Raw genomic sequence first — 26,430 nt, 5'->3', positions numbered from 1 at the left:
TGGAATTCGATATGAACAGGATTATTTCATCCCTCGGCATTTCGCTATGGATAGCGCTGGTGTCGCCGATGGTGTTGGCGGCCAACCTGCAAAGCCTGGATGTGGCGGCGCTGCCCGGAGATCGGGTCGAGCTGAAGCTGGGCTTCGACAGCCCGCCCGCCGCGCCCCACGGCTACACCACCGACCAGCCGGCGCGTATCGCCCTGGACCTGACCGGTGTCACCAGCCAATTGGTCAAGAAGACCCGTGACCTGGGCGTGGGCAACGCGCGCAGCGTGACCGTGGTCGAGGCCAAGGATCGCACGCGGCTGATCATCAACCTGACCAAGCTGGCGCCTTACAGCACGCGTATCGAAGGCAGCAACCTGTTTGTGGTGGTAGGCCAGGGCGGCGGTTCGAGCGCTCCGGTCCAGGCCGGCGCGCCAAGGCCCGCCGCGGCGGTATCGGTTCCACCGCGAGCGGCGCCCAAGCCCTATGTAGCGGCAGGCCGGGCAATCCGCAATGTCGACTTCCAGCGCGGCGAGCAGGGGGAAGGCAATGTGGTCATCGAACTGTCCGATCCGACCATCAGCCCGGATATCCAGGAGCGTGGCGGCAAGATCAGCGTGGATTTCGCCAAGACCCAGTTGCCTGATCCCCTGCGGGTGCGCCTGGATGTGAAGGATTTCGCCACCCCGGTGCAGTTCGTCAACGCCAGCGTGGTCGCCGACAAGGCGAGCATTTCCATCGAGCCCAGCGGCGCCTTCGATTACTCGACCTATCAGACCGACAACAAGCTGACCATCAGCGTGCGTCCGCTCACCGTCGACGACCTGCAACGGCGTAATGCCGAGCGTTTTGTCTACAGCGGCGAAAAGCTCTCGCTGAACTTCCAGGACATCGACGTGCGTTCGGTGCTGCAACTGATCGCCGACTTCACCAACCTCAACCTGGTGGCCAGTGACACGGTGCAGGGCGGCATCACCCTGCGCCTGCAGAATGTGCCCTGGGACCAGGCGCTGGACCTGGTGCTGAAAACCAAGGGCCTGGACAAACGCAAGATCGGCAACGTGTTGCTGGTGGCCCCGGCGGACGAGATCGCGGCCCGCGAGCGCCAGGAGCTGGAGTCGCAGAAGCAGATCGCCGAACTGGCGCCCTTGCGCCGCGAGCTGTTGCAGGTCAACTACGCGAAAGCGGCGGATATCGCCAAATTGTTCCAGTCGGTGACCAGTGCCGAGTCCAAGGCCGACGAGCGCGGCTCGATCACCGTGGATGATCGCACCAACAACATCATCGCCTACCAGACCCAGGACCGCCTCGACGAACTGCGGCGCATCGTCGCCCAACTGGACATCCCGGTGCGCCAGGTGATGATCGAGGCGCGGATCGTCGAAGCCAACGTCGGTTACGACAAACAGCTCGGCGCCCGTTGGGGTGGCAAGATCAGCGGCGGCAACTGGAACACCTCGGGCGGCTCGCCGACTCTTTCCAAGCTGACCGGCCAGAGCGCCAGCACCCCGTTCGTCGACCTTGGCGCCACCACCGCCACTTCCGGGATCGGCATCGGTTTCGTGACCAACAACACGACCCTGGACCTGGAACTCAGTGCCATGGAAAAAACCGGTAACGGCGAAGTGGTGTCCCAGCCCAAGGTGGTCACTTCCGACAAGGAAACCGCGAAGATCCTCAAGGGTACGGAGATTCCGTACCAGGAATCCAGCTCCAGCGGCGCGACCTCGGTGGCCTTCAAGGAGGCCTCGCTGTCCCTGGAAGTGACCCCGCAGATCACCCCGGACAACCGGATCATCATGGAAGTAAAGGTGACCAAGGATGAACCGGACTACCAGAACGTGCTGAACAACGTGCCGCCGATCAAGAAAAACCAGGTCAACGCCAAGGTCCTGGTCAATGACGGCGAGACCGTGGTGATCGGTGGCGTGTTCTCCAATACCCAGAGCAAAACCGAAGAGAAGGTGCCATTTCTCGGCGATGTGCCGTATGTTGGCCGCCTCTTCCGTCGAGACATCGTTTCGGAAGCAAAATCCGAGCTGCTGGTATTCCTGACTCCGCGTATCATGAATAACCAGGCGATTGCTGTGAGTCGTTGATTCTGTGCGAAATTTGATTCTTGTAGGGCCTATGGGGGCTGGAAAGAGCACCATAGGCCGATTGCTGGCCAAAGAGCTGCGCCTGCCTTTCAAAGATTCCGACAAGGAAATTGAACTGCGTACCGGTGCGAATATTCCGTGGATCTTCGACAAGGAAGGCGAACCCGGCTTTCGCGACCGCGAGCAGGCGATGATTGCCGAGCTGTGCGCGGCCGACGGCGTGGTCCTGGCCACCGGCGGCGGCGCGGTCATGCGCGGCGAAAACCGCCAGGCCTTGCACGCCGGCGGTCGGGTGGTCTACCTGCACGCTTCGGTGGAGCAGCAGGTCGGGCGCACGGCCCGTGACCGCAACCGGCCGTTGCTGCGCACCGCCGACCCGGCCAAGACCCTGCGCGACCTGTTGGCGATCCGTGATCCGCTGTACCGGGAAATCGCCGACCTGGTGGTGGAAACCGATGAGCGGCCGCCGCGCATGGTGGTATTGGACATCCTTGAACGCTTGCAGCAGCTGCCTCCCCGTTAAAGCGCGGGAGGAAATGCGCTATCCTCGACCACCGACATGCTCGGTGTCGGTCATGGCTTGAAGCCATCGGGCCGCGTCGATACCAGACGCCGCCGACAATCGTTAATCCTGAGACTGGACGCACGCGTCCATCTTCACTGTGGGGACACATGCAGACACTTAAGGTCGATCTTGGCGAGCGTAGCTACCCGATTCACATTGGCGAAGGGCTGCTGGACCAGCCTGGGCTGCTGACGCCGCACATTGCCGGTCGGCAGGTTGCGATCATCTCCAATGAAACCGTCGCTCCGCTCTACCTCGAGCGTCTGACCCGCAGTCTGTCAGCCTATTCCGTGGTTTCGGTGGTGTTGCCCGATGGCGAGGCCTTCAAGATCTGGGAAACCCTGCAACTGATCTTCGACGGCCTGCTGACCGCCCGTCATGACCGCCGCACCACCGTGATCGCCCTCGGCGGCGGGGTGATCGGCGACATGGCCGGCTTTGCCGCGGCCTGCTACCAGCGCGGCGTGGATTTCATCCAGGTGCCGACCACCCTGTTGTCCCAGGTCGACTCGTCGGTGGGCGGCAAGACCGGGATCAACCATCCGCTGGGCAAGAACATGGTCGGTGCCTTCTATCAGCCCAATGTGGTGCTGATCGACACCACCACCCTCAACACCCTGCCGCCGCGCGAGCTGTCGGCGGGCCTGGCGGAAGTGATCAAGTACGGCCTGATCTGCGACGAGCCGTTCCTGACCTGGCTGGAAGAGCACGTCGACCAGTTGCGCGCCCTTGACCAGAGTGCCCTGACCGTCGCCATCGAGCGCTCCTGCGCGGCCAAGGCCGCGGTGGTCGGTGCCGATGAGCGCGAGTCCGGCGTACGCGCCACCCTCAACCTCGGGCACACCTTCGGCCATGCCATCGAAACCCACATGGGCTATGGTGTCTGGCTGCACGGTGAAGCCGTGGCGGCGGGTACCGTGATGGCGCTGGAAATGTCCATGCGGCTGGGCTGGATCAGTGCCCAGGAGCGTGATCGCGGTATTCGCCTGTTCCAGCGTGCCGGCTTGCCGGTGATTCCGCCGGAAGAAATGACCGAAGCCGATTTTCTCGAACACATGGCAATTGACAAGAAAGTGATCGACGGTCGCCTGCGCCTGGTGTTGTTGCGCCGAATGGGCGAAGCCGTGGTAACCGACGATTATCCGAAAGAAGTTCTACAGGCCACGCTGGGGGCGGACTACCGCACTCTGGCTCAGCTTAAAGGTTGATAGGATTCCGATGACCAGTTTGCATGCCGACGAGGCTTTCCTCGGCCATTACCAGTTAAGTCACGACCCTTTCGCTCCCCGGGTGCCTGGCTTCAAATTCTTCCCCGCCCAGCGCAAGCCGGTGCTCGGGCAATTGCACCACCTGGCCCGCTACAGCCAGTTGCTGCTGGTGGTCACCGGCCCCCAGGGCAGCGGCAAGACCCTGCTGCGCCAGGCGCTGGTGGCGAGTACCAACAAACAGTCGGTACAAAGCGTGGTGGTCTCTGCGCGCGGTGCCGGCGACGCAGGCGGTGTGCTGCGCCAGATCGCCCAGGCGCTGAATGTCGCCCAGGCCGAGATCCAGGAGATCCTCAAGCAGGTGGTGCAACTGGCGCTGACCGGCCAGGAAGTCTACCTGCTGGTGGACGATGCCGAGTCGCTCGACGACTCCGCTGTCGAGGCCCTGCTGGCCCTGGCGGCCGGCGCGCCGGAAGGTCGCCCGCATGTCTTCCTGTTCGGTGAATCGTCGCTGATCGCGGCGCTGGAGCAGCACGGCGCGGAGGAAGAACGCTTCCACGTGATCGAATTGCAGCCCTACACCGAAGAAGAAACACGTGAATACCTGGCCCAGCGTCTTGATGGCGCGGGTCAGGGAATCGAACTTTTTTCCGCTGAGCAGATCACTGAGATTCACGAAAGCGCCGAAGGTTGGCCTGGCAACATCAACCAGGTCGCCCGTGACGCCATGATCGAAGCGATGATCGCCAGCCGCTCCGCGGTGAAGCGTCCAAGTATGGGGTTCAAGATGCCTAAGAAGCAGGTATTGGCGTTGTCCGCCGTGGTGGTGGTTGCCGTCGCGGCGGCCTGGATGATTCCGGGTCGCAACAAGGCGCCGGCCACCGCCGGCACAACCGCCAGCGAGCAGGCGCAGCTGCCATTGGGGCAGGCGCCGAAACCGAACGCCTCGGGTAATCCGACGGTGGAATTCGCCGGCAATTCGCAGCCGATGCCGCTACCGTTGGTCGGCCAGTCGCAGCCGGTGATGCGCGGTCCGCTGGCTGAAGCGGCGGGTGGCAGTATTGAAGGCGATGATGGCATCGCGCCTCCGGTTGACGGTGGTCCGGCCAAGCCGCCGACCGTCACCACCACCTCGCCGCCTGTCGGCGTGCCAGCAGGCCCGACACCGACTCCGGTAGCCAAACCAGTGCCGGCCCAGGCAGCGGCCGTCAAACCGGCCCAGACCCCGGTTCCGGTGCCCAAGCCGGTCGCCAAGGCGCCGGAGAAGGCCGTTGAGAAGCCAGCCGTGGTAGCCAAGGCCGCCGCGACCGGCCACAGCTGGTACACCGGCCAGGCGCCGGGCAACTATGTGGTGCAGATCCTCGGCACCAGTTCCGAGACCACCGCGCAGAATTTCGTCAAGGAACAGGGCGGCGAGTACCGTTATTTCAAGAAAGTGCTTAACGGCAAGCCGCTTTACGTGATCACCTACGGCAGCTTCGGCAGCCGCGATGCGGCCGTCAGCGCCATCAAGGCCTTGCCAGCGAAGGTTCAGGCTGGTAAACCTTGGCCTCGTACTGTCGCCAGCGTCCAACAGGACCTGGCCACAACTCGCTGAAGAATCGGCGGCCTTATCCAGGCCGCCTTCCCGGCACCTCAAAATTTCCGCAAGGGCATGCTGCTTCCAAAGCCGCGTGCCTTGTGGTGTCTGCGTCACAGTGGGTTTGAGTCGTCACGGTCAAAATTCAAAAATGTTTTGACTAGCACGAGATATCGCTTTAAACCTTTCATAAATGCGACATGAATTTTCGACATTTCGTCGCTAAATTTGTGAGCGTGAATGTCGGTGTGTACAATGACCTCCCTTTTGCCCCTGCAAAGCCGGCGTACGTTCGGCGTGGATGGTAAGCGGTTGAATTGAAAAGAAATTTGCCTCGATAAAGAGGCAGCCTGGTGAGAAAGTGTCTATGAAAGCAGGTCTGTACCAACCAGATGAATTCAAGGATAACTGTGGTTTCGGCCTGATTGCCCATATGCAGGGCGAACCCAGTCATCACCTGTTGCAGACGGCCATTGAGGCCCTGACCTGCATGACCCACCGCGGTGGGATCAACGCCGACGGCAAGACCGGTGACGGTTGCGGCCTTCTGATCCAGAAGCCGGACCAGTTCCTGCGCACTGTCGCCAAAGCGACATTCGGTAGCGATTTGCCCAAGCAATATGCGGTGGGCATGGTGTTCTTCAACCAGGACCCGGTCAAAGCCGAAGCCGCCCGCGAACACATGAATCGCGAAATCCTCGCGGCCGGCCTGCAACTGGTGGGCTGGCGCAAGGTGCCGATCGATACCAGCGTCCTCGGCCGCCTGGCCCTGGAGCGTCTGCCGCAGATCGAGCAGGTGTTCATCGGCGGCGAGGGCCTGAGTGACCAGGCCTTCGCCATCAAGCTGTTCAGTGCCCGTCGTCGCTCGTCGGTGGCCAATGCCGCCGACACCGATCACTACATCTGCAGCTTTTCCCACAAGACCATCATCTACAAAGGCCTGATGATGCCGGCGGACCTCACCGCCTTCTATCCGGACCTCAGCGACCCGAGCCTGAAAACCGCGATCTGCGTGTTCCACCAGCGCTTTTCCACCAACACCCTGCCGAAATGGCCGTTGGCGCAACCGTTCCGCTTCCTGGCGCACAACGGCGAGATCAACACCATCACCGGCAACCGCAACTGGGCCCAGGCCCGGCGCACCAAGTTCGCCAACGACCTGATCCCCGATCTCGACGAGTTGGGCCCGCTGGTCAACCGTGTCGGTTCCGACTCCTCGAGCATGGACAACATGCTCGAGCTGATGGTGACCGGCGGTATCGACCTGTTCCGTGGCGTGCGGATGCTGATTCCGCCTGCGTGGCAGAACGTCGACACCATGGATGCCGACCTGCGCGCGTTCTATGAGTTCAACTCCATGCACATGGAGCCGTGGGACGGCCCGGCGGGCGTGGTGATGACCGAAGGTCGTCACGCGGTCTGCCTGCTCGACCGCAACGGCCTGCGTCCGGCCCGTTGGGTGACCACCAAGAACGGCTATATCACCCTGGCGTCGGAAATCGGCGTGTGGAACTACCAGCCGGAAGACGTGATCGCCAAGGGTCGCGTGGGACCTGGCCAGATCTTTGCCGTGGACACCGAAACCGGCCAGATCCTCGACACCGATGCCATCGACAACCGCCTGAAGTCGCGCCACCCGTACAAGCAGTGGCTGCGTAAACACGCCCTGCGTATCCAGGCGACCATGGAAGACAACGACCATGGTTCGGCGTTCTACAACGTCGAGCAGCTCAAGCAGTACATGAAGATGTACCAGGTCACGTTCGAAGAGCGCGACCAGGTGCTGCGTCCGTTGGGCGAACAGGGCTACGAAGCGGTCGGCTCCATGGGCGACGACACGCCGATGGCGGTGCTGTCCCAGCGCGTGCGCACGCCGTACGACTATTTCCGCCAGCAGTTCGCCCAGGTGACCAACCCGCCGATCGACCCGCTGCGTGAAGCCATCGTCATGTCGCTGGAGATCTGCCTCGGTGCCGAGCGCAACATCTTCGAAGAGTCGCCGGAACACGCCTCGCGGGTGATCCTCAGCTCGCCGGTGATCTCCCCGGCCAAGTGGCGCTCGCTGATGAACCTCGAGCGTCCGGGCTTCGCTCGCCAGGTCATCGACCTGAACTACGACGAGAGCGTCGGGCTGGAAGCGGCGGTGCGCAACATCGCCGACCAGGCTGAAGAAGCCGTGCGCGCCGGGCGGACCCAGATCGTCCTCAGCGACCGCCATATCGCCCCGGGCAAGTTGCCGGTGCACGCGTCCCTGGCGACCGGTGCCGTGCACCACCGCCTGACCGAGAAAGGCCTGCGCTGCGACAGCAACATCCTTGTGGAAACCGCCACCGCGCGCGACCCGCACCACTTTGCCGTGCTGATCGGCTTCGGTGCGTCGGCGGTCTATCCGTTCCTGGCCTATGAAGTGCTGGGCGACTTGATCCGTACCGGCGAAGTGCTGGGCGATCTCTACGAAGTGTTCAAGAACTACCGCAAGGGCATCACCAAGGGCCTGTTGAAGATCCTCTCGAAAATGGGGATTTCCACCATCGCGTCCTACCGTGGTGCGCAACTGTTCGAAGCCATCGGCCTGGCCGAGGAAGTGGTCAACCTGAGCTTCCGTGGTGTGCCGAGCCGGATCAAGGGCGCGCGTTTCGTCGACCTCGAAGCCGAACAGAAACTGCTGGCCGGCGAAGCCTGGAGCGCGCGCAAGCCGATCCAGCAAGGCGGCCTGCTGAAGTTCGTCTACGGTGGCGAATACCATGCCTACAACCCGGACGTGGTCAGCACCCTGCAAGCCGCCGTGCAGCAGGGCGACTATGCCAAGTTCAAGGAATACACCGCGTTGGTGGACAACCGTCCGGTGTCGATGATCCGCGACCTGTTCCAGGTGAAAACCCTGGAGACGCCGTTGGCGATCAGCGAAATCGAACCGCTGGAGTCGATCCTCAAGCGCTTCGACTCGGCGGGGATTTCCCTCGGCGCCCTGTCGCCGGAAGCCCACGAAGCCCTGGCCGAAGCCATGAACCGCCTCGGTGCGCGTTCCAACTCCGGCGAAGGGGGTGAAGACCCGGCACGTTACGGCACCATCAAGAGCTCGAAGATCAAGCAGGTGGCCACCGGCCGTTTCGGTGTGACCCCGGAATACCTGGTCAACGCCGAAGTGCTGCAGATCAAGGTGGCCCAGGGCGCCAAGCCCGGCGAAGGCGGGCAACTGCCCGGCGGCAAGGTCAACGGCCTGATCGCCAAGCTGCGTTATGCGGTACCCGGCGTGACCCTGATCTCGCCTCCGCCGCACCACGACATCTACTCCATCGAGGACTTGTCGCAGCTGATCTTCGACCTGAAACAGGTCAACCCGAAGGCGCTGGTCTCGGTGAAGCTGGTGGCGGAAGCCGGCGTCGGCACCATCGCCGCCGGTGTGGCGAAAGCCTATGCCGACCTGATCACCATTTCCGGTTATGACGGCGGCACCGGTGCCTCACCGCTGACCTCGATCAAATACGCCGGTGCTCCGTGGGAACTCGGCCTGGCCGAAACCCACCAGACCCTGCGTGGCAACGACCTGCGCGGCAAGATCCGGGTGCAGACCGACGGCGGCCTGAAAACCGGCCTCGACGTGATCAAGGCGGCCATCCTTGGCGCCGAAAGCTTCGGCTTCGGCACCGCGCCGATGATCGCCCTGGGCTGCAAGTACCTGCGTATCTGCCACCTGAACAACTGCGCCACCGGCGTTGCGACCCAGAACGAGAAGCTGCGCAAGGACCACTACATCGGTACCGTCGACATGGTGGTGAACTTCTTCACCTACGTCGCCGAAGAAACCCGTGAGTGGCTGGCCAAGCTCGGCGTACGTACCCTTGAGGAACTGATCGGGCGTACCGATCTGCTGGAAATCCTCAAAGGCGAAACCGCCAAGCAGAACCACCTGGACCTGACGCCGCTGCTGGGCAGCGATCACATCCCGGCGGACAAGCCGCAGTTCTGCCAGGTCGAGCGCAACCCGCCCTTCGACAAGGGCCTGCTGGCCGAGAAGATGGTCGAGATGGCCCTGCCGGCGATCAACGACTTGAGCGGCGCGGACTTCTCCCTGGATATCTGCAACTGCGACCGTTCCATCGGCGCGCGGATCTCCGGTGAAGTCGCCCGTCGTCACGGCAATCAGGGCATGGCCAAGGCGCCGATCACCTTCCGCTTCAAAGGGACGGCGGGTCAGAGCTTCGGTGTGTGGAACGCCGGTGGCCTGCACATGTACCTCGAAGGTGACGCCAACGACTACGTGGGCAAGGGCATGACCGGCGGCAAGCTGGTGATCGTTCCGCCTAAAGGCAGCATCTACAAGACTCAAGACAGTGCCATCATCGGCAACACCTGCCTGTACGGCGCAACCGGCGGCAAGCTGTTTGCGGCGGGTACGGCGGGTGAGCGTTTCGCGGTGCGTAACTCCGGTGCCCACACCGTGGTCGAAGGCACGGGCGACCACTGCTGCGAATACATGACCGGTGGTTTTGTCGCGGTTCTGGGCAAGACGGGCTACAACTTCGGTTCGGGCATGACCGGCGGTTTCGCCTACGTGCTCGACCAGGACAACACCTTCGTCGACAAGGTCAACCACGAGTTGGTCGAGATCCAGCGGATCAGCGGCGAAGCGATGGAATCCTATCGCAACCACTTGCAGCATGTGCTGGACGAATACGTCGAGGAAACCAACAGCGAATGGGGTCGCAACCTCGCTGAAAACCTTGATGATTACCTGCGTCGTTTCTGGCTGGTCAAGCCCAAGGCTGCCAACCTGAAATCGTTGCTTTCCAGCATCCGTGCGAACCCGCAGTGATATGCGCCTGAAGAGTTTGATGAGGTTTTTGTAATGGCTGAACGTCTGAGTAACGACTTCCAGTTCATCGATGTCGGGCGCAAGGATCCGAAGAAGAAACTGTTGCGTCAGCGCAAGAAAGAGTTCGTGGAGATCTACGAACCCTTCAAACCCCAGCAGTCGGCCGACCAGGCCCACCGCTGCCTGGGTTGCGGTAACCCGTATTGCGAATGGAAGTGCCCGGTGCACAACTTCATTCCCAACTGGCTGAAGCTGGTGGCCGAGGGCAATATCCTCGCCGCCGCCGAGCTGTCCCACCAGACCAACACCCTGCCGGAAGTCTGCGGCCGGGTGTGCCCGCAGGATCGTCTGTGCGAGGGTGCCTGCACCCTCAACGACGGTTTTGGCGCGGTGACCATCGGTTCGGTGGAGAAGTACATCACCGACACCGCGTTCGCCATGGGCTGGCGTCCGGACATGTCCAAGGTCAAGCCGACCGGCAAGCGCGTCGCAATCATCGGTGCCGGGCCTGCGGGCCTGGGCTGTGCCGATGTGCTGGTGCGCGGCGGGGTGACCCCAGTGGTGTTCGACAAGAACCCGGAAATCGGCGGTCTGCTGACCTTTGGCATCCCCGAGTTCAAGCTGGAAAAGACCGTGCTCAGCAATCGTCGCGAAGTCTTCAGCGGCATGGGCATCGAGTTCCGCCTCAATACCGAGGTGGGCAAGGATGTGACCATGGAGCAACTGCTCGCCGAATACGATGCCGTGTTCATGGGCATGGGCACCTACACCTACATGAAGGGCGGCTTTGCCGGTGAGGATCTGCCGGGCGTCTACGACGCCCTCGATTTCCTCATCGCCAACGTCAACCGCAACCTGGGCTTTGAAAAGTCGCCGGAAGATTTCGTCGACATGAAGGGCAAGAAGGTCGTGGTACTGGGTGGTGGCGATACGGCGATGGACTGCAACCGCACCTCGATCCGCCAGGGCGCCAAGTCGGTGACCTGTGCCTATCGTCGTGACGAGGCGAACATGCCCGGTTCGCGCAAAGAGGTGAAGAACGCCAAGGAAGAAGGCGTGAAATTCCTCTACAACCGCCAGCCGATCGCGATTGTCGGTGAAGACAAGGTCGAAGGCGTGAAGGTGGTCGAGACCCGTCTCGGCGAACCGGACGCCCGTGGCCGTCGCAGCCCCGAGCCTATCCCGGGCTCCGAGGAGATCATCCCGGCCGACGCCGTGGTCATCGCCTTCGGTTTCCGTCCGAGCCCGGCGCCGTGGTTCGAGCAGTTCAGCATCGAGACCGACAGCCAGGGCCGCGTGGTGGCTCCGGAGCAGGCCCAGTTCAAGCACCAGACCAGCAATCCGAAGATTTTTGCCGGTGGCGATATGGTGCGCGGTTCCGACCTGGTGGTGACGGCGATCTTCGAAGGGCGCAATGCCGCCGAAGGGATCCTCGACTACCTCGGTCTCTGATCGGTACCTGACCCTCTGTAGGAGCGAGCTTGCTCGCGATGGACGTCAACGATGACGCGGAGCACCTGATGCCCCGCGGCGCCTGAGCCACCATCGCGAGCAAGCTCGCTCCTACAGGGGCGCGCATCGCCTGATGCCCGCGACAAATTGACCCGATAGACAAAAGGCACGGCTCTTGCCGTGCCTTTTGCGTCGCGCTCTGAGAAAATGCCCGCACTTTTTCTCCGGATGCCGACATGACTGCCCTGAAGAACGACCGTTTCCTGCGTGCCCTGCTCAAGCAACCCGTGGACGTCACCCCTGTGTGGATGATGCGCCAGGCCGGTCGCTACCTGCCGGAATACCGCGCCAGCCGCGCCAAGGCCGGCGACTTCATGAGCCTGTGCATGAACCCGTCGTTCGCCTGCGAAGTCACGATGCAGCCCCTGGACCGTTATCCGGGCCTGGACGCCGCGATCCTCTTCTCCGACATCCTGACCATTCCCGACGCCATGGGCCAGGGCCTGTACTTCGAAACCGGTGAAGGCCCGCGCTTCAGAAAAGTCGTCAGCACCCTGGCCGATATCGAGGCCCTGCCGATCCCCGATCCGCAGAAGGACCTGGGTTATGTCATGGACGCGGTCAGCACCATTCGCCGCGAACTCAATGGCCGCGTGCCGCTGATCGGTTTCTCCGGCAGCCCCTGGACCCTGGCCACCTACATGGTCGAAGGCGGTTCGTCGAAAGACTTCCGCAAGACCAAGGCCATGCTCTACGACAACCCACAGGCCATGCACCTGCTGCTGGACAAGCTGGCGCAGTCGGTCACTTCCTACCTCAACGGCCAGATCCTCGCCGGGGCCCAGGCCGTGCAGATTTTCGACACCTGGGGCGGCAACCTCTCGGCAGCGGCCTACCAGGAGTTCTCCCTGGCCTATATGCGCAAGATCGTCAGCGGCCTGATCCGCGAGCACGAAGGGCGCAAGGTGCCGGTGATCCTGTTCACCAAGAACGGCGGCCTGTGGCTGGAAAGCATCGCCGAGGCAGGGGCCGATGCCCTGGGCCTGGACTGGACCTGCGATTTGGGCGAAGCCCGTCGTCGCGTCGGTCACCAGGTCGCCCTGCAGGGCAATATGGACCCGACCGTGCTCTACGCCAAGCCCGAGGCCATCCGTACCGAAGTGGCGCGTATTCTCGCCAGCTACGGTGAAGGTTCCGGCCATGTGTTCAACCTCGGCCACGGCATCACGCCGGAAGTCGACCCGGAACATGCCGGTGCGTTTATCAACGCGGTGCACGAGTTCTCCGCGCAGTACCATCGCTGATCTTCCCCGCGTTTTCTCAATGACCCCGCCTCGGCGGGGTTTTTGCGTTTAGTCCTTCGCGTTTTTGCTTTTCCTGATGCTACCGGTTCATTCGGCGTCATATATTCGGATCGCCAACCGGACATCTGGTCGGATTGTCAAAATGCCATACCGTCTTCTTCCATGAGATGTCGGAGTATTCTTTTTCTGAACGTTAATACGGAGACATTTGTTCTATGTCTTCAAGGTTTGTCGCGTCTAGTTACAGAATCTTAGGCAGAATCGAGGCGCTCGTGTGAATAAGTGAAGTGCAGAGCTGTCGCGCGTCTTCATGGGATCTTTCCTACATATAAAAAAATGTAAGTTCGTACAATGCGTACTCCGACATTCAATGTGTGGAGCGGCACTCAAGACTCCAGATTTCTGATAGTCAATATTTTTGAATGTAATCGTTTATACGGCGCTGGCGTTTGTCCGGCGGACGAGGATGTCTTTGTAAGAATGGTTTTTGTAAGAGGCCCAAGAAGTGACGCCGGTGGGGCGTGGAACTTTCGCGGTTGATCTTTGCAGTCAGGACGGCGGCTCGGATTGATTGAACACCGATGGAAGTAGGAAGGGAGTCGTTCGTCTTGGAGGGATGTCCGGCAACCCGATAAACAGGATAAGTCTGGAGTTGAATCGCATGAAAAGAAAGATGTCGGCACTTGGCAAGGCGTCGGGGTGTGTCTCTTCCCTGGCGGTGATCGCGACCCTGGTCGCCTCACAGCATGTCGCCGCGCACGGTTATCTGAATGATCCGCCGTCCCGGGCGTTTGCCTGCCAGAAGGGCTTGAACAATGACTGCGGTCAAGCGCAGTACGAGCCGCAAAGCGTCGGTGAAACCACCAAGGGTTTCCCCAATGGCGGGGTGGCTGACGGCAAGATCGCCAGTGGTGGGATCGCGTTGTTCTCGCCCTTGGATATCCAGTCGGCGAGCCGCTGGTACAAGACCGAAATCACGGACCGTACGATCAACTTTGACTGGTACTACAGGGCCACTCACCCGGCGACCAAGTATGAGTACTTCATCACCAGGAACGGTTGGAACGCCAACCAGGCCCTGACACGCGCTTCGTTCGACCTGACTCCGTTCTGCTCCGTGGATGCGGGCGGGCGGTTGCCCACCGATCAGCCTCAGGGCAGTGACGGGCCAGCTCGCGAGAAGCACCCGTGCGAGATTCCTGCCGACAAGAGCGGGTATCACGTGATCCTCGGCATGTGGACCGTGGCCGACACCGGCGGCGCGTTCCACAACGTGGTCGACGTGAATATCGTGGCCGAGGAACAGGCGCCGGATGGTTGGAAAACCGTCGGTAACATCACGCCGACCCAGGCCCTGTTGGCCGGCGACAAGGTCAAGGCCCGCGCCATGACCGGTGAGGGCGAAAGTGCCGAGTACAGCACTGAAATCACCATCGCCGACAGCGAGGACGGCAAGCCGGAGAATTGGTCGTTCAAGCTGGCCGAGCAAATCAACCGGAGCCAGACGCTGGTCCGTGCCGGTGTCCGTGGCGAAGACGGTGCCATCGAACCGATCAAGGGTGTTAACCAGCTGTTCGCCAAGGCTGAAAGCGGTGTGAATCGTTATGAGCTCGATGTGCTGATGCAGGAAGACGCTGATGCGAGCATGCGGATTTCCGCTATCGGCACCAATTTTGAGCTCAAGGAAGGACGCTTGGCGATGCCTTTCCCGGTGCTAACCAACCGTAAAATGGATATCAAGGCCGAGCTCTTCGATGCCGCCAACAATCCAGTTCCAGTGGGCACCCTGACACAACTCGTGGAGGCCGGCAGCACCTGGCTGAACATGGACGTGCATAGCGAGCCGGGTATCCACCAGCTCAAGTTGATCGGCGTGACCGTCGATGGCCGTACCACTCGTCAGGATCTGGCATCCGTGGAGCTCGGCGGTGAGGGTGGCAGCCAGGATTACGACTTCAAATATCCGCAAGGTATTGCAAGTTATCAGCCCGGGACCAAGGTCTTGTCCAGGGACGGTAACGTCTACGAATGCAAGCCGCTCCCCGTAGGTGACTGGTGCAAGATCGACAGCCATCACTATGTACCCGGTGTCGGATCAAGCTGGACGGATGCCTGGATCGCTAAATAACCTCTGGTGTTCAGCGCCGGGCTGCTGGGCAGCCCGGCGTATTCGGTTTATGGGCGATATTGTTACCGGGTTTTGGGTGAGCGAAATTGTTTTACTCTAGAACGCAAATTTTTCTTCACTGGTTGTCAGCCGTCGTTATTTTATGGGCGCTGATCAGTGGCTTTTATATGGCCTTTTTGAGTACTTCGCCGGCGCTTAAAGCGGTCGTAGGTTCTTTTAATGTGTCTCTCACGGCGCTGTTTATTCCGTTTTTTATTATCAGGGTTTTTCTTTCTTTTTTTTCGAGAGAGCAGACTGACCGAACACTTGCGCAGTGGACGGCTTTTTGGGTTCATAAAGTTATTTATCTGGTGACCGCCATCGTATTGGCAACCGGAGTCATGATGATGGACCGGGCCATCAATCTATTTGATCTTTTCTTGATACCCGCACCGGTTGAAAGTGTCGGGCTCATCGCTGTTTTCAAAAAAATCCACGATATTTCCTGCGTTGTTCTGGCGGTCCTGGTGGTTTTGCATATTGGCGCGGTTATCCGCCATGAAGTTTCCGGTCATCGAATACTCAGGCGGATGCTGTGGTGAGTGCGCGAACCCTCAAGGACCGAATGGGTGTCCTGAGCCTGGCGTTATGTGCGTTGCCGCTGGGTTATGCCGCGCTGTCGTTGTGGGGCGAGCGGGTCTTCCGTCAGACATTGCCGACGTTACCCACCGAGCAGGCCAACAACCGAGCCGCGCCTGCCGAACGTGCGCCGCTCAATCATGCCGCCGTTGCCACGGTGATGGGGCTGGCCGCCCAGGGGGCCTTGGCCCGCAGTGCCGAGCCCTTGAAGTTGCGGGCCAGCTTTGTCTCCAGCACGGGCGACTCCCGTGCGCTGCTGGCGGGGGCCGAGGGCCAGCGGATCTACCGGGTGGGGGAAAGCCTGCCGGGCGGCAGCGTCCTGCGCCGGATCGAGAGCGGCCGGGTGGTGCTCTGGCGCAATGGTCGCGAGGAGCTGTTGGCCCTGGATCCGCCGGGCCGTATCACCTTGCCGGTGCTCAAGGGGCCCGTTCCTGAAGCCGTCGCCCCGACTTCTTCCCTTTATCTGCGACCGACGGCCACGCCGCGTCAGAGTGAGTAAATGAACAGATTTTTCGAGTCCGGCCGGTGCTGCCTGAAGCTCTTGAGCCTGATCGTCAGCCTGCTGCTGGCGTCGGGCGCACTGGCCGATGAGCCGCAATGGCAACTGGCGATGAACGATGCCGAGTTGCGCGACGTGGTGCGGGAAATGTCCTCGATTCTCGGCACCACGGTGGTCCTTGACCCCCGGGTGCAGGGGCGGATCACCGTCCTCTCCGAGCAGGCCCTGGACCGTGAAGGGGTACGCCGGTTGTTCTATTCGGTGCTCGACGCGCATAACTTCACGGTGATCGACGAAGGCGACCGCATTCTTATTGCCCCTGTGGCCGATGCCCGCACCCGCGCCAGCAGTGCCGACAGTGCCAGCGCCCAAGGCGGCCAGTTCGTCACCGAGGTGGTGGCGCTGGGCAGCAGCGTCGCGGCGGATATCGCCGGGCTGGTGCGGCCACTGGTCTCGGTCAACGGTTATGTCGGCCCGTCGGCGTCGGCCAATGCCCTGGTCATCACCGATAGCGCGGCCAACGTCCGGCGTATCGCGAAGATCGTCCGGCAGTTGGACCTCGGGCAGAAGAATGCCCATGAGGTCATCCAGTTGCGTCACGGGCTGGCGAATGAGCTGGCGCGGATGATGGAGCAATCCCTGGGGCGGCAAGGCGCTGAGTCGGGGAGCCAGGTCATCGCCGATTCGCGCAACAACCGTTTGGTGATCATCGGCACCCAGGACGTACGCAAGCGTCTGGCTGACCTGGCCCGCTCCCTCGATACCCCGTCGGCGGCCGTTACCGACAATGCACGGGTGATCCGCCTGCGTCACAGCGATGCCAAGCAGCTGGCCGAGGTGCTCGAGGCCATGGGCCAGGGACTTGCTCAGGAAGCCGGCGCTGCCGCCAGCCGGGACGCGGCTGCCGCCAAGGCCCTGGTCAAGGCCGATGAAAGCCAGAACGCCCTGGTGCTGATCGCCGAGCCGAGCCAGATCCGCACCCTGGAAAACATTGTCCGGCAACTCGACCAGCCGCGCTCGCAGGTGTTGATCCATGCGGCGATTGTCGAGATATCCGGGGATATCCACGATGCCCTGGGTGTGCAGTGGGGCGGCAAGGCCGGTAGTGCCCAGGGTGGAGTCACCTTTGCCGGAGCCGGCATTACCTTGCCGAAACTCAGTGGCAACGATGCCACGTTGCCCGACGGTGCGGTGTTGCGCGTCGGTAATGACCGTTTCGGCATGCTGGTGTCCGCCCTGGCGAGCAACACCCACAACAACGTGCTGTCCACCCCCAGCCTGCTGACCCTGGACAACCAGGAGGCGGAGATCCTGGTGGGTCAGAACGTGCCGTTCCAGAGCGGTTCCTACCAGACCGGTACGGATACCGAGCGGCCCTTCAACACGGTCACGCGCCATGATATCGGGATCAAGCTGAAGGTCCGCCCGCATATCAACGAAGGGTCGACCCTGCGTCTGCAGGTCGAACAGGAAAACTCGGAACTCGCCCCGAATACGGTGGTTCCCGGTGACCTGATCACCAACAAGCGCACCCTGAAAAGCACCATCCTCGCCGATGATGGCGAGATCATCGTGATCGGCGGGCTGATCAAGGACAGCGTCCGTGTCCAGGAAAGCGGTGTGCCGCTGCTGCGGGATATCCCCTACCTGGGGGCGTTGTTTCGCTGGAACAGCGAAAAGCATGAAAAAACCAACCTGATGGTATTCCTGCGGCCGACCATCGTCCGCTCCAAAGAGGATATCTCCGACGTCAGCGAGCTGCGCTACAACAGCTTGCGCCAGCTCAGTCAACCCGCCGATGGGAAGAGCAACTCACTGCTGTTGCCGCGCGAGGCCCGGGAACTGTTCGATGGTTCTGGCAGCGAGCCGGCGATAGACCTGCGACGGCAGAAGGTCGGGGCACCATGAAGCCGCGCCTGCCGTTCGGCTTTGCCCGCCGCTACGGGGTCTTGCTGGAACCGCAAGGCGCGGGCGCGTGCCTGTCGATTCGTGCCGACACACCGTTGACCGCCGTGTCCGAAGCCCGCCGCCTGATCGCCGGCGTACTGCCGTTGCAAGTGCTCGACGAGCCGGTATTCGCGGCCCGCCTTGCGGCGGCCTACAGCGATGGCCATAGCGCCGCGCAGCAGGTGGCCCAGGGCCTGGACGATGAACTCGACCTGATGAGCCTGGCCGAGCAACTGCCGCAGACCGCCGACCTGCTGGAGCAGGAAGGCGACGCGCCGATCATCCGGCTGATCAACGCGCTGCTCGGCGAAGCGGTGCGCGAGAAAGCCTCGGATGTACACCTGGAGACCTTCGAGCACAGCCTGTCGGTGCGCATGCGCATCGACGGGCAACTGCGTGAAGTGCTCAAGCCAAGGCGCGAGCTGGCCAACCTGCTGGTGTCGCGGATCAAGGTCATGGCCCGGCTGGACATCGCCGAGAAGCGCGTGCCCCAGGACGGTCGGATTGCCCTGCGGCTGGCCGGGCACGAAGTCGATGTGCGGGTTTCCACCTTGCCTTCGGCCCATGGCGAACGGGTGGTCCTGCGCCTGCTGGACAAACAGGCCGGACGCCTCGACCTGCAACGCCTGGGCATGCCGCCGCAGACCCTGGAGCGCTTCCGGCATATTCTCGGCAAACCCCACGGCATCTTCCTGGTCACCGGCCCCACCGGCTCGGGCAAGACCACCAGCCTCTATGCGGCGCTGAGCAGCCTCAACGACCAGACCCGCAATATCCTCACCGTCGAAGACCCCATCGAGTATCACCTGCCGGGCATCGGCCAGACGCCGGTCAATCCCAAGGTCGAGATGACCTTTGCCCGGGGTTTGCGGGCGATCCTGCGCCAGGACCCGGACGTGGTCATGGTCGGTGAGATACGCGACCGCGAAACCGCCGAGATCGCCGTGCAGGCTTCGCTGACCGGGCACTTGGTGCTGTCGACCCTGCACACCAACAGCGCGGTGGGCGCGGTCACGCGGTTGCTGGACATGGGCGTGGATGCCTATCTGCTGGCCTCGTCCCTGGTCGGGGTGCTGGCCCAGCGCCTGGTCCGTACCCTGTGCCGCGAGTGCCGGAGCGCCTATGTGGCGGATGCGGCCGCCTGCCAGCGCCTGGGTGTCGACTCGAACCATCCGCCGAGGCTGTTCCGGGCCACGGGCTGCGAGCACTGCCAGCAAGGCTATCGCGGTCGTATCGGGCTTTACGAACTGATCGGCATCACCCCGGCTCTGGCGGTACTTATCCATAACGGCGCCAGTGAGCCCGAGCTGGTCCGTGAAGCCCGGACGGCCTCGCGCAGCCTGTTCCAGGATGGCCAGCGGCTGGTTCTCGAAGGCAGCACCAGTCTCGATGAACTGCTGCGCGTGACCCAGGAGGACTGAGGATGCCGACGTTCGATTACCAGGCCCAGGATGCCAACGGTCGGCGCTGTCGCGGTCAGCAGGAAGCCGACAGCCCGCGCCATGCCCGCCAGTTGCTGCGTGAGCGCGGACTGTTGCCCACGCAGCTGAAAAGCGCGCGCGGCCAGACGGGTGCGGGCAACGGCGCCCAGCGTTCGGCCGGCTTGAAAGCCAGTGAACTGGCCTTGCTGACGTTGCAACTCTCGACCCTGATCCAGGCCGGCCTGCCGCTGGAAGAGGCGTTGCGGGCGGTGGCGGCGCAGAGCGAAAAACGTCGGGTCAGCAACCTGCTGGCGGCGCTGCGTAGCCGGGTCATGGAGGGTTATGACCTGGCCTCGGCGCTTGCCGGATTTCCCAAGGCGTTCCCGGACATGTTCCGCGCGAGCATCGCCGCCGGCGAACGCTCCGGACACCTGGGCCCGGTGCTCGAACAACTGGCCGAGTACACCGAGGCCCGCCAGCAGGCTCGGCAGAAGATCCAGATGGCGCTGGTCTATCCGATGATCCTGCTGTTTGCCTCGCTGGCCATCGTCGCTGGATTGCTCGGCTATGTGGTGCCGGATGTGGTGAAGGTTTTTATCAACAATGGCCAGGCCCTGCCCCTGCTGACCCAGGGCCTGATTGCCCTGAGCAGCGGCCTGCAGCGTTACGGCTGGCTGCTGCTGGTCGGGCTGGTGGCGTTGGCCTTGCTGGTGCGCTGGGCGCTGGCGCGTCCCGCCGTGCGCTGGCGCTGGCATGCCTGGTTGTTGCGGGCGCCGCTGATCGGCGGAGTCCTCAAGGCGATGGAGGCGTCCCGTTTCGCCAGCACCCTGGCGCTGCTCGGCAAGAGCGCCGTGCCCCTGGTGGATGCCCTGGAAATCGCCGCGGCGGTGATCGGCAACCTGCCGATTCGCGCGCGCATGGGCGAGGTCGCGCGCTCGGTGCGCGAGGGCGGCACCCTGACCCGTGGCCTGGAGCGCAGCGGCGATATCCCGCCGCTGATGCTGCACATGATCGCCAGCGGCGAGCGCGCGGGCGAGCTCGACCGCATGCTCGCCCGCGCCGCCGAACAGCAGGAGAAAACCCTCGCGGCGCGGATCGCCCTGGTGGTGAGCCTGTTCGAGCCGGCGATGCTGGTGCTGATGGGCGTCATCGTGCTGCTGATCGTCATGGCGATTCTGTTGCCGATTCTTAGCCTCAACCAACTGGTGAACTGATCTTATGAAAACCTCTGGAACACAGCGACAAGGTGGTTTCACCCTGATCGAAATCATGGTCGTGGTGGTGATTATCGGTGTACTCGGCGCGATGGTGCTGCCGCAGTTCATGAGCCGTCCGGACCAGGCCAAGGTCACTGCGGCCCGGGCCGATATCAAGGCCATCGGCACCGCGCTGGAAATGTACCGCCTCGACAATTTCCAGTACCCCTCGACCCAGCAGGGCCTCGAGGCGCTGGTCAAGCGGCCGCTGGGCGTGCCCGAACCGCGGAACTGGAACCCCCAGGGCTACTTGAAAAGCCTGCCGGTGGATCCCTGGGGCACGCCCTACCAATACCTGAGTCCGGGCACCCGGACCAAGGGTTATGACCTGTATTCCTTTGGCTCCGACGGCGTGTCCGGCGGCGAAGAGTTTGCCGCCGATATCGGCAACTGGAGTGATTGATCCATGCCCACACGTTCCCGTGGTTTCACCCTGCTGGAGTTGCTGGTGTCCATGGTGGTGATCGGCGTGCTGGCCGGCATGATCGCCGTGAGCATGAACCCCAGCCCGGTGCGTCAGGCCCGCCAGGAGGCCGGTGCCCTGGTGCACCTGCTGCAACAGTTGCGTGAGTACGCGGTGGTCAACAGCCAGGAATATGGCTTGCGGATCGGTGCCGAGGGTTATCAGGTGATGGTCTTCGAACGGCCCGACTGGCGCCCGGCGGGGGCGGCCTATCGCTTGCCCGACGGTCTGTATTTTCGCCTGGAGTTGGAAGGTCGCCCGCTGAAACTGGGCGACCGGGTGAACCAGCCGCAATTGCTGGTGCTGAGCAGCGACGAAATGAGTGCCTTCACCCTGCATTACGAATCCGCGCAGCGGCGCTGGTTGAGTGTGTCCGGTGACGGCCTCGGTGATCCGGCCATCGATGAAAGCTGAATCGGGATTTACCTTGCTGGAGGTGATGATCGCCCTGGCGATCTTTGCCGTGCTGGCGGCCAGCGTGCTGTCCGCCAGCCAGTTCGTGGTGCAGCAGAGCGGCACCTTGCAGGAGCGTTTGTTCGCCACCTGGCTGGCGGACAATCAGTTGAATGAACTGCGCCTGCAGGCGCCCCCGGCCAAGGGACGACAACAGCAAAGCCTGCGCTTCGACCAGCGCGAATGGCGCCTGGAGCAGATTGTCACGCCGACCTCGGACCCGCGTTTGCTCAAGGTCGAGATTATCGTGCGGCTGGGCAATGGCGGGCCGCCGTTGCACCACGCCAATGCCTGGCTGCCGGCCCGGAATGAATAGACAGGTCGGCTTTACCCTGGTCGAACTGGTGATTGCCCTGGCGATTTTCAGCCTGATCGGCCTGGCCAGTTATCGCCTGTACGAAGGCGTGCTGCTGACCCAGGCCCGGGTCAATGAGCACGAGCAGGGCTTGCGCAGTCTGCAACGGGCGATGGCGGTGCTGGAGCGCGATGTCATGCAGGCGACTATCCCCAAAGAAGGCGTGGCCGTGACACTGGGCGGGGGGCAGTTGAACCTGCAGCGCGGCAATGCGCGCAACCCGCTGGATGAGCCCCGCAGCGAGCGGCAGGAGATTGCCTATCGCCTGGAGGAAGGCACCTTGTGGCGTTATCGCCGCAGCCTTGATCTGCCCGAGACTCACAAGCTGCCGGTGCTCAAGGAGGTGCGTGCCTTGCAGTGGCGGCTGTATGTGGACAAGGCCGGTTGGCGCGCTGAGGGGGCGTCGACGCCGGGCCGTTCCCCGGTGCATCCGCGAGCGTTGGAAATCACCCTGTCCGTGGGTCGCTTCGAACAGATCCGTCGCGTCATCCTGTTGCCGGAGGGCTCATGAACCGAACCGGCCAGCGTGGCGTGGCGCTGATCAGTGTGCTGCTGGTCATGACCCTGGCCCTGTTCGTGGTCGGTGGCCTGTTGCGCAGTCATACGCGGGCCCTGCAGAGCAGCGCGCAGCATATCCATCAGGTTCAGCTACGTCAGTGGGCGATTGCCGCGGAGAGTTGGGCGCGGGAGTTGTTGCAGGAGCGTGATCGGCTGGAGGAGAAGACCATCCATCTGGCCCAGCCCTGGGCGAGCCCATCGCTGCCGTCCGAGCTGCCGGGTGTCGAGGTGCGGATCGAGATCGAAGACCTGGCCGGGCGGTTCAACCTGACCCGCCTGCTCCTGCCCGGCAAGGCTGATGAAATCAGCCTGGAGCGCTGGGCCCGGTTGCTGGCGGCGCTGGAGATCCCGGCATTCGACCTGGCGTCGCTACGGGGTACCGAGGTCAGCGACACCAGCCAGCTGCGCCTGTTGCCCGGTGTCGACCAGGATCTTTTGCAGCGCCTGCAACCCTTCGTCGCGTTGCTGCCGCCCGAGGCCAGGCTGAACATCAATACCGCCTCGGCCACGCTGCTGGCGACGCTGGAAGGCATGACGGCGGCCAGTGCCCGGGACGCTGTCGCCCAGCGCCCGGCGCAAGGTTATGCCGATGCCCATGAATTTACCCGTGCGCCGGGGCTGGATGGGTTGGGTATTGCCAGCCATGGCCTGGGTGTCGACAGCCGCTGGTTCCGGGTCACGGTCGAGGTCGGCGCGGGCGCGGCGCGACTGCGGCTGGTCAGCGATCTGGAGCGGCCTCGCGACAGCCTTCGCCTGCGTGTCCTGCAACGCCGCTTCCTGGCCCCGACTCAAGGTGAAACCCCGTTATGAGCAATTGGCTTTATCTCACGGCCGAAGGCCTGGCTGGCTGTGACGCCGGCTGGCCGGTTGGCTATTGGCAGGCGGGCGGCGAGTACCGTGTGGTCACCCTGGCGGAGGCGGCGACGTTTCTGTCGGGGCAGTCGGTGCGGGTGATCCTGCCCATGGAAATCTGTAGCGGCTTGCGCAGCGAGCCCTGGCCCGGTCGACGCAAGCCCACGGTTCAGGCGTTGGCCTACGCCGTCGAGGAGCGCTTGGCCGAGGAGCTGGATGGATTGCACCTTGCGGTCGGTGCGGCGGACAAGGATTCACGCTACCCGCTGCTGGCGATCAACAAGGAGCGCTTCAAGGCGATCCTGGCGTTGTTGCGTGATTCGGGGCTGCAAGTGGAAAGCGTCAAGGTGGATGCGGACTTGCTGCCGGATGATCAGGCCTATGGCGTCTGGTGGGCTGGACGCTGGTTGGTGGGTGGGGCTATCGAGGCCCGACTTGCGCTGTCGCCTGAGGATCTGGAAGTACTGCGATCACGATTGCCGGATGGGTTGTGCTGGATGGGCGCTGATCGGCAGGCCGATATCGCGGCGTTGCTGGTGGCCGGTCATTCGCGCGGGCTGGACTTGCTGCAAGGTGAGTTTCGTCAGGTGCGGGCGCGTTGGCCATTGGGCACGCTGGTGCTGTCGGCGTTGGCGCTGTTCGCGGTGTCCTGGGGTTTTACCCTGGCCCGTGCCCATTATCTGGAAAGCGCTGCGGGGCAGTTGTACGAGCAGAGTGTGCAGCGCTTCCAGCGTTTGTATCCCGAGCAAACCCGGATTGTCGATCTGGCGGCCCAGCTCAAGGCCTTGCAGGGGCAGACCGATCAGCCCGGCAGCCAGATGGGCCGTCTGGTGCAACTGATCGAACAGGTGATCGGAGGCAGCAGCGTTGAGGTTCAGCGTATCGAATACCGGGCCGGCTCGGGCTGGACGTTGTTGCTGACGGCCGGCAGCTTCACCGATCTTGAGCGCTTGCGCGAGCGCGGCCAGGGCAGCGGTTTACCGATCAGGCTGGGCAGCGCCAGCAAGGACCGTGAGCGAGTGCAGGCGGTGCTGATGTTGGAGGAGAAGAACGGATGATCAGGTCATTGGCGGTACCGGCGGCGCTGATGCAACGGTGGCAGGGCCTCGGCCTTCGGGATCGACGGATGTTGATTGGTTTGGGGATTTTCCTGGCGGTTGTGAGTTTGTTCAGTGGAGGCTGGCAACCGGCGCAACAGCGTCTGGAAAGGGGCGAGCGCCTGTACCAGCAACGTCTGTTATTGGCCGCTGAAGTACAGCGTGCCCAGCCGACGGCTCAGCGCTCGAACCCATCGCGGTCCCTGTCGAACCGGTTAAGTGAAACGGTGGCGGCGGCAGGGCTGGAGTTGCAGCAACTGGACCAGGATGGCCAGTCACTGCGGGTCACCCTCAGTGGCAATGCACTGGCCTTGCTGCAGTGGCTGGACCAGACCGAGCAATCGGGCGCGGTGTTGCAGTCGTTGAGCCTGGAAAAGCGCGACAAGCTGCTGGTGGCGCAGGTTGCGTGGCGTGCTGATTAGGCTGTTGCATTACCCGGCAACGCCTGCAACCGTGCCAGCTTCAACGCCACCAGCAAGGCCACCACCAGCAGTGCACCGATAAACAGGCCGATGCCGTTCCAGCCGCCGTAGTGCCAGAACACCCCGCCCAGGGTCCCGGCCACGCTGGAGCCGACGTAGTAGCAGAACAGATAGAGCGACGAGGCTTGTCCCTTGGCCTTCAGCGCCCGACGGCCGATCCAGCTACTGGCCACCGAGTGCGCGCCGAAGAAACCGAAGGTGAACAGCAGGATGCCGAATACCACCACCGGCAGTGGGGTGACCAGGGTCAGGACGATGCCCACCAGCATCATCAGGATCATGCCCCAGAGCACCTTGCGCCGGCCGAGCTTGTCGGCCAGGGCGCCGATCTTCGCGGAGCTGTAGATGCCCGACAGGTAGACGATGGACAGCAAGCCGACGAATGCCTGGCTCATGCCGTAGGGTTCGGCCAGCAGACGGTAGCCGATGTAGTTGAACAGGGTGACGAAGCTGCCCATCAGCAGGAAGCCTTCGAGGAACAGCCACGGCAGGCCGGCGTCGCGAAAGTGCACGGTGAAGCCGTCGATCAGGCTGCGGGTATTGAATTGGCTGGCGCGGAAGTTGCGCGACGGCGGCAGGATCTTCCAGAACACCGTCGCCGCGATCAGCGCCAGGACACCGATCACCAGCATCGCCATATGCCAGCTGACAAAGTCGATCAGTACGCCGGTGATCAGGCGCCCGCTCATCCCGCCGATGGCGTTGCCGCCGATATACAAGCCCATTGCCAGGCCGATGTGACTGGGATGGATTTCCTCGCTCAGGTAAGTCATGCCCACCGCCGCCAGGCCGCTGAGGGAAAGCCCCACCAGGGCCCGCATCACCAGCACGCCCTGCCAGTTGGGCATCAACGCGCCGAGGATGGTGAACAGCGCCGCGCCGAACAACGCCACCACCATCACCGGCTTGCGCCCGAGGCTGTCGGAGATCGGTCCGGTGATCAGCAGGCCGATGGCGAGCAGGGCGGTGGCCACCGAGAGGATCAGGCTGCTCTGGGCGGCATTGATCCCGTATTCCTTGGACAGCACCGGCATCATCGGCTGTACGCAGTACAACAGGGCAAAGGTCGCGAAGCCGCCGGAGAACAGCGCCAGCACCGTGCGCATAAACGCCGGGGTGCCTTTTTCGATATAGGTGTCGTTGAGTTGGGCGACCACATCGTCCAGCGCAGTGGGGGGAATCTCGTGGGCGAAGGGAGCAACAGCAGTTTTCACGGGGGACCTCGGGGGGAGCAGCCGGTCAGGCAATGGAAAAAGCATATAGCTGGCTAACTATTCTTTCCAATATATTGTT

21 protein-coding genes are annotated in these 26,430 nt (G+C 62.7%); 20 read left to right on the top strand and 1 reads right to left on the bottom strand.

The annotated features are described in order from the left end of the window. Positions 1 to 11: 11 nt before the first annotated feature. The 20 genes from pilQ (at position 12) to gspM (ending at position 25,077) form a co-directional block, all read left to right on the top strand. Positions 12 to 2,087, top strand: a complete 2,076-nt coding sequence (pilQ, locus tag M5C01_RS06965) for a type IV pilus secretin PilQ (RefSeq protein WP_103495043.1) — start codon at positions 12 to 14, stop codon at positions 2,085 to 2,087. Between the two features lie 4 nt (positions 2,088 to 2,091). Further along, a complete protein-coding gene (gene aroK, locus M5C01_RS06960) occupies positions 2,092 to 2,610 on the top strand; it encodes a shikimate kinase AroK (RefSeq protein ID WP_103495030.1) in 519 nt (172 codons plus the stop codon). A gap of 149 nt (positions 2,611 to 2,759) precedes the next feature. Beyond that, on the top strand, positions 2,760 to 3,860 hold the full coding sequence (gene aroB, locus M5C01_RS06955; protein ID WP_152737755.1) for a 3-dehydroquinate synthase: 1,101 nt from the start codon (positions 2,760 to 2,762) through the stop codon (positions 3,858 to 3,860). A gap of 10 nt (positions 3,861 to 3,870) precedes the next feature. Next, the gene (locus M5C01_RS06950; protein WP_152737754.1) at positions 3,871 to 5,454 is read left to right on the top strand and encodes an AAA family ATPase; all 1,584 of its coding nucleotides are present in this window, start codon (positions 3,871 to 3,873) and stop codon (positions 5,452 to 5,454) included. A gap of 349 nt (positions 5,455 to 5,803) precedes the next feature. Then, positions 5,804 to 10,252, top strand: coding sequence for a glutamate synthase large subunit (gene gltB, locus M5C01_RS06945; RefSeq protein WP_152737753.1), 4,449 nt, complete (start codon positions 5,804 to 5,806; stop codon positions 10,250 to 10,252). A gap of 33 nt (positions 10,253 to 10,285) precedes the next feature. Next, positions 10,286 to 11,704 carry an FAD-dependent oxidoreductase gene (locus M5C01_RS06940; protein ID WP_103495026.1) on the top strand — a complete coding sequence of 473 codons (1,419 nt, stop codon included), beginning with the start codon at positions 10,286 to 10,288 and terminating at the stop codon, positions 11,702 to 11,704. Between the two features lie 236 nt (positions 11,705 to 11,940). Further along, positions 11,941 to 13,008 carry a uroporphyrinogen decarboxylase gene (hemE, locus tag M5C01_RS06935; protein ID WP_121136088.1) on the top strand — a complete coding sequence of 356 codons (1,068 nt, stop codon included), beginning with the start codon at positions 11,941 to 11,943 and terminating at the stop codon, positions 13,006 to 13,008. A gap of 661 nt (positions 13,009 to 13,669) precedes the next feature. Continuing rightward, a complete protein-coding gene (locus M5C01_RS06930; protein WP_152737752.1) occupies positions 13,670 to 15,136 on the top strand; it encodes a lytic polysaccharide monooxygenase in 1,467 nt (488 codons plus the stop codon). An 86-nt stretch (positions 15,137 to 15,222) separates the two neighbouring features. Then, a complete protein-coding gene (locus tag M5C01_RS06925; protein ID WP_152737751.1) occupies positions 15,223 to 15,717 on the top strand; it encodes a cytochrome b/b6 domain-containing protein in 495 nt (164 codons plus the stop codon). After that, positions 15,714 to 16,253 carry a type II secretion system protein N gene (locus M5C01_RS06920; protein WP_248764293.1) on the top strand — a complete coding sequence of 180 codons (540 nt, stop codon included), beginning with the start codon at positions 15,714 to 15,716 and terminating at the stop codon, positions 16,251 to 16,253. The genes M5C01_RS06925 and M5C01_RS06920 overlap by 4 nt, the downstream gene beginning before the upstream one ends. Further along, the gene (gene gspD / locus M5C01_RS06915) at positions 16,254 to 18,161 is read left to right on the top strand and encodes a type II secretion system secretin GspD (RefSeq protein WP_152737750.1); all 1,908 of its coding nucleotides are present in this window, start codon (positions 16,254 to 16,256) and stop codon (positions 18,159 to 18,161) included. Beyond that, entirely contained in the window at positions 18,158 to 19,621 is a 1,464-nt protein-coding gene (gspE, locus tag M5C01_RS06910) for a type II secretion system ATPase GspE (protein ID WP_152737749.1), read from the top strand. Before gspD ends, gspE begins: the two co-directional genes overlap by 4 nt. Positions 19,622 to 19,623: 2 nt before the next feature. Next, entirely contained in the window at positions 19,624 to 20,835 is a 1,212-nt protein-coding gene (gene gspF, locus M5C01_RS06905; protein ID WP_152737748.1) for a type II secretion system inner membrane protein GspF, read from the top strand. 4 nt (positions 20,836 to 20,839) lie between these two features. Further along, complete coding sequence (gene gspG / locus M5C01_RS06900; RefSeq protein ID WP_152737747.1) at positions 20,840 to 21,280, top strand: type II secretion system major pseudopilin GspG; 441 nt, start codon at positions 20,840 to 20,842, stop codon at positions 21,278 to 21,280. Positions 21,281 to 21,283: 3 nt separating this feature from the next. After that, entirely contained in the window at positions 21,284 to 21,754 is a 471-nt protein-coding gene (gene gspH, locus M5C01_RS06895) for a type II secretion system minor pseudopilin GspH (RefSeq protein WP_103497988.1), read from the top strand. Further along, positions 21,744 to 22,109 carry a type II secretion system minor pseudopilin GspI gene (gene gspI / locus M5C01_RS06890; protein WP_152737746.1) on the top strand — a complete coding sequence of 122 codons (366 nt, stop codon included), beginning with the start codon at positions 21,744 to 21,746 and terminating at the stop codon, positions 22,107 to 22,109. The genes gspH and gspI overlap by 11 nt, the downstream gene beginning before the upstream one ends. Further along, positions 22,102 to 22,659, top strand: coding sequence for a type II secretion system minor pseudopilin GspJ (gspJ, locus tag M5C01_RS06885; RefSeq protein ID WP_152737745.1), 558 nt, complete (start codon positions 22,102 to 22,104; stop codon positions 22,657 to 22,659). The genes gspI and gspJ overlap by 8 nt, the downstream gene beginning before the upstream one ends. Further along, positions 22,656 to 23,516, top strand: a complete 861-nt coding sequence (locus tag M5C01_RS06880; protein WP_152737744.1) for a type II secretion system protein GspK — start codon at positions 22,656 to 22,658, stop codon at positions 23,514 to 23,516. The genes gspJ and M5C01_RS06880 overlap by 4 nt, the downstream gene beginning before the upstream one ends. Then, positions 23,513 to 24,616: a type II secretion system protein GspL gene (gene gspL / locus M5C01_RS06875; RefSeq protein ID WP_152737743.1), complete on the top strand. Its 1,104-nt coding sequence runs from the start codon at positions 23,513 to 23,515 to the stop codon at positions 24,614 to 24,616. The genes M5C01_RS06880 and gspL overlap by 4 nt, the downstream gene beginning before the upstream one ends. After that, positions 24,613 to 25,077 carry a type II secretion system protein GspM gene (gene gspM, locus M5C01_RS06870; protein WP_152737742.1) on the top strand — a complete coding sequence of 155 codons (465 nt, stop codon included), beginning with the start codon at positions 24,613 to 24,615 and terminating at the stop codon, positions 25,075 to 25,077. Before gspL ends, gspM begins: the two co-directional genes overlap by 4 nt. Here gspM and M5C01_RS06865 read toward each other — a convergent pair. Then, on the bottom strand, positions 25,074 to 26,351 hold the full coding sequence (locus M5C01_RS06865; protein ID WP_178129793.1) for an MFS transporter: 1,278 nt from the start codon (positions 26,349 to 26,351) through the stop codon (positions 25,074 to 25,076). The genes gspM and M5C01_RS06865 overlap by 4 nt on opposite strands. Positions 26,352 to 26,430 lie beyond the last annotated feature (79 nt).

Source organism: Pseudomonas sp. MWU12-2319 (assembly GCF_023242525.1).
In the GTDB taxonomy this organism is placed as follows: Bacteria; Pseudomonadota; Gammaproteobacteria; order Pseudomonadales; family Pseudomonadaceae; genus Aquipseudomonas; species Aquipseudomonas gingeri_D.
Note: the sequence above shows the minus strand (reverse complement) of the source record. Positions and strands in the feature narration are given on the sequence as shown.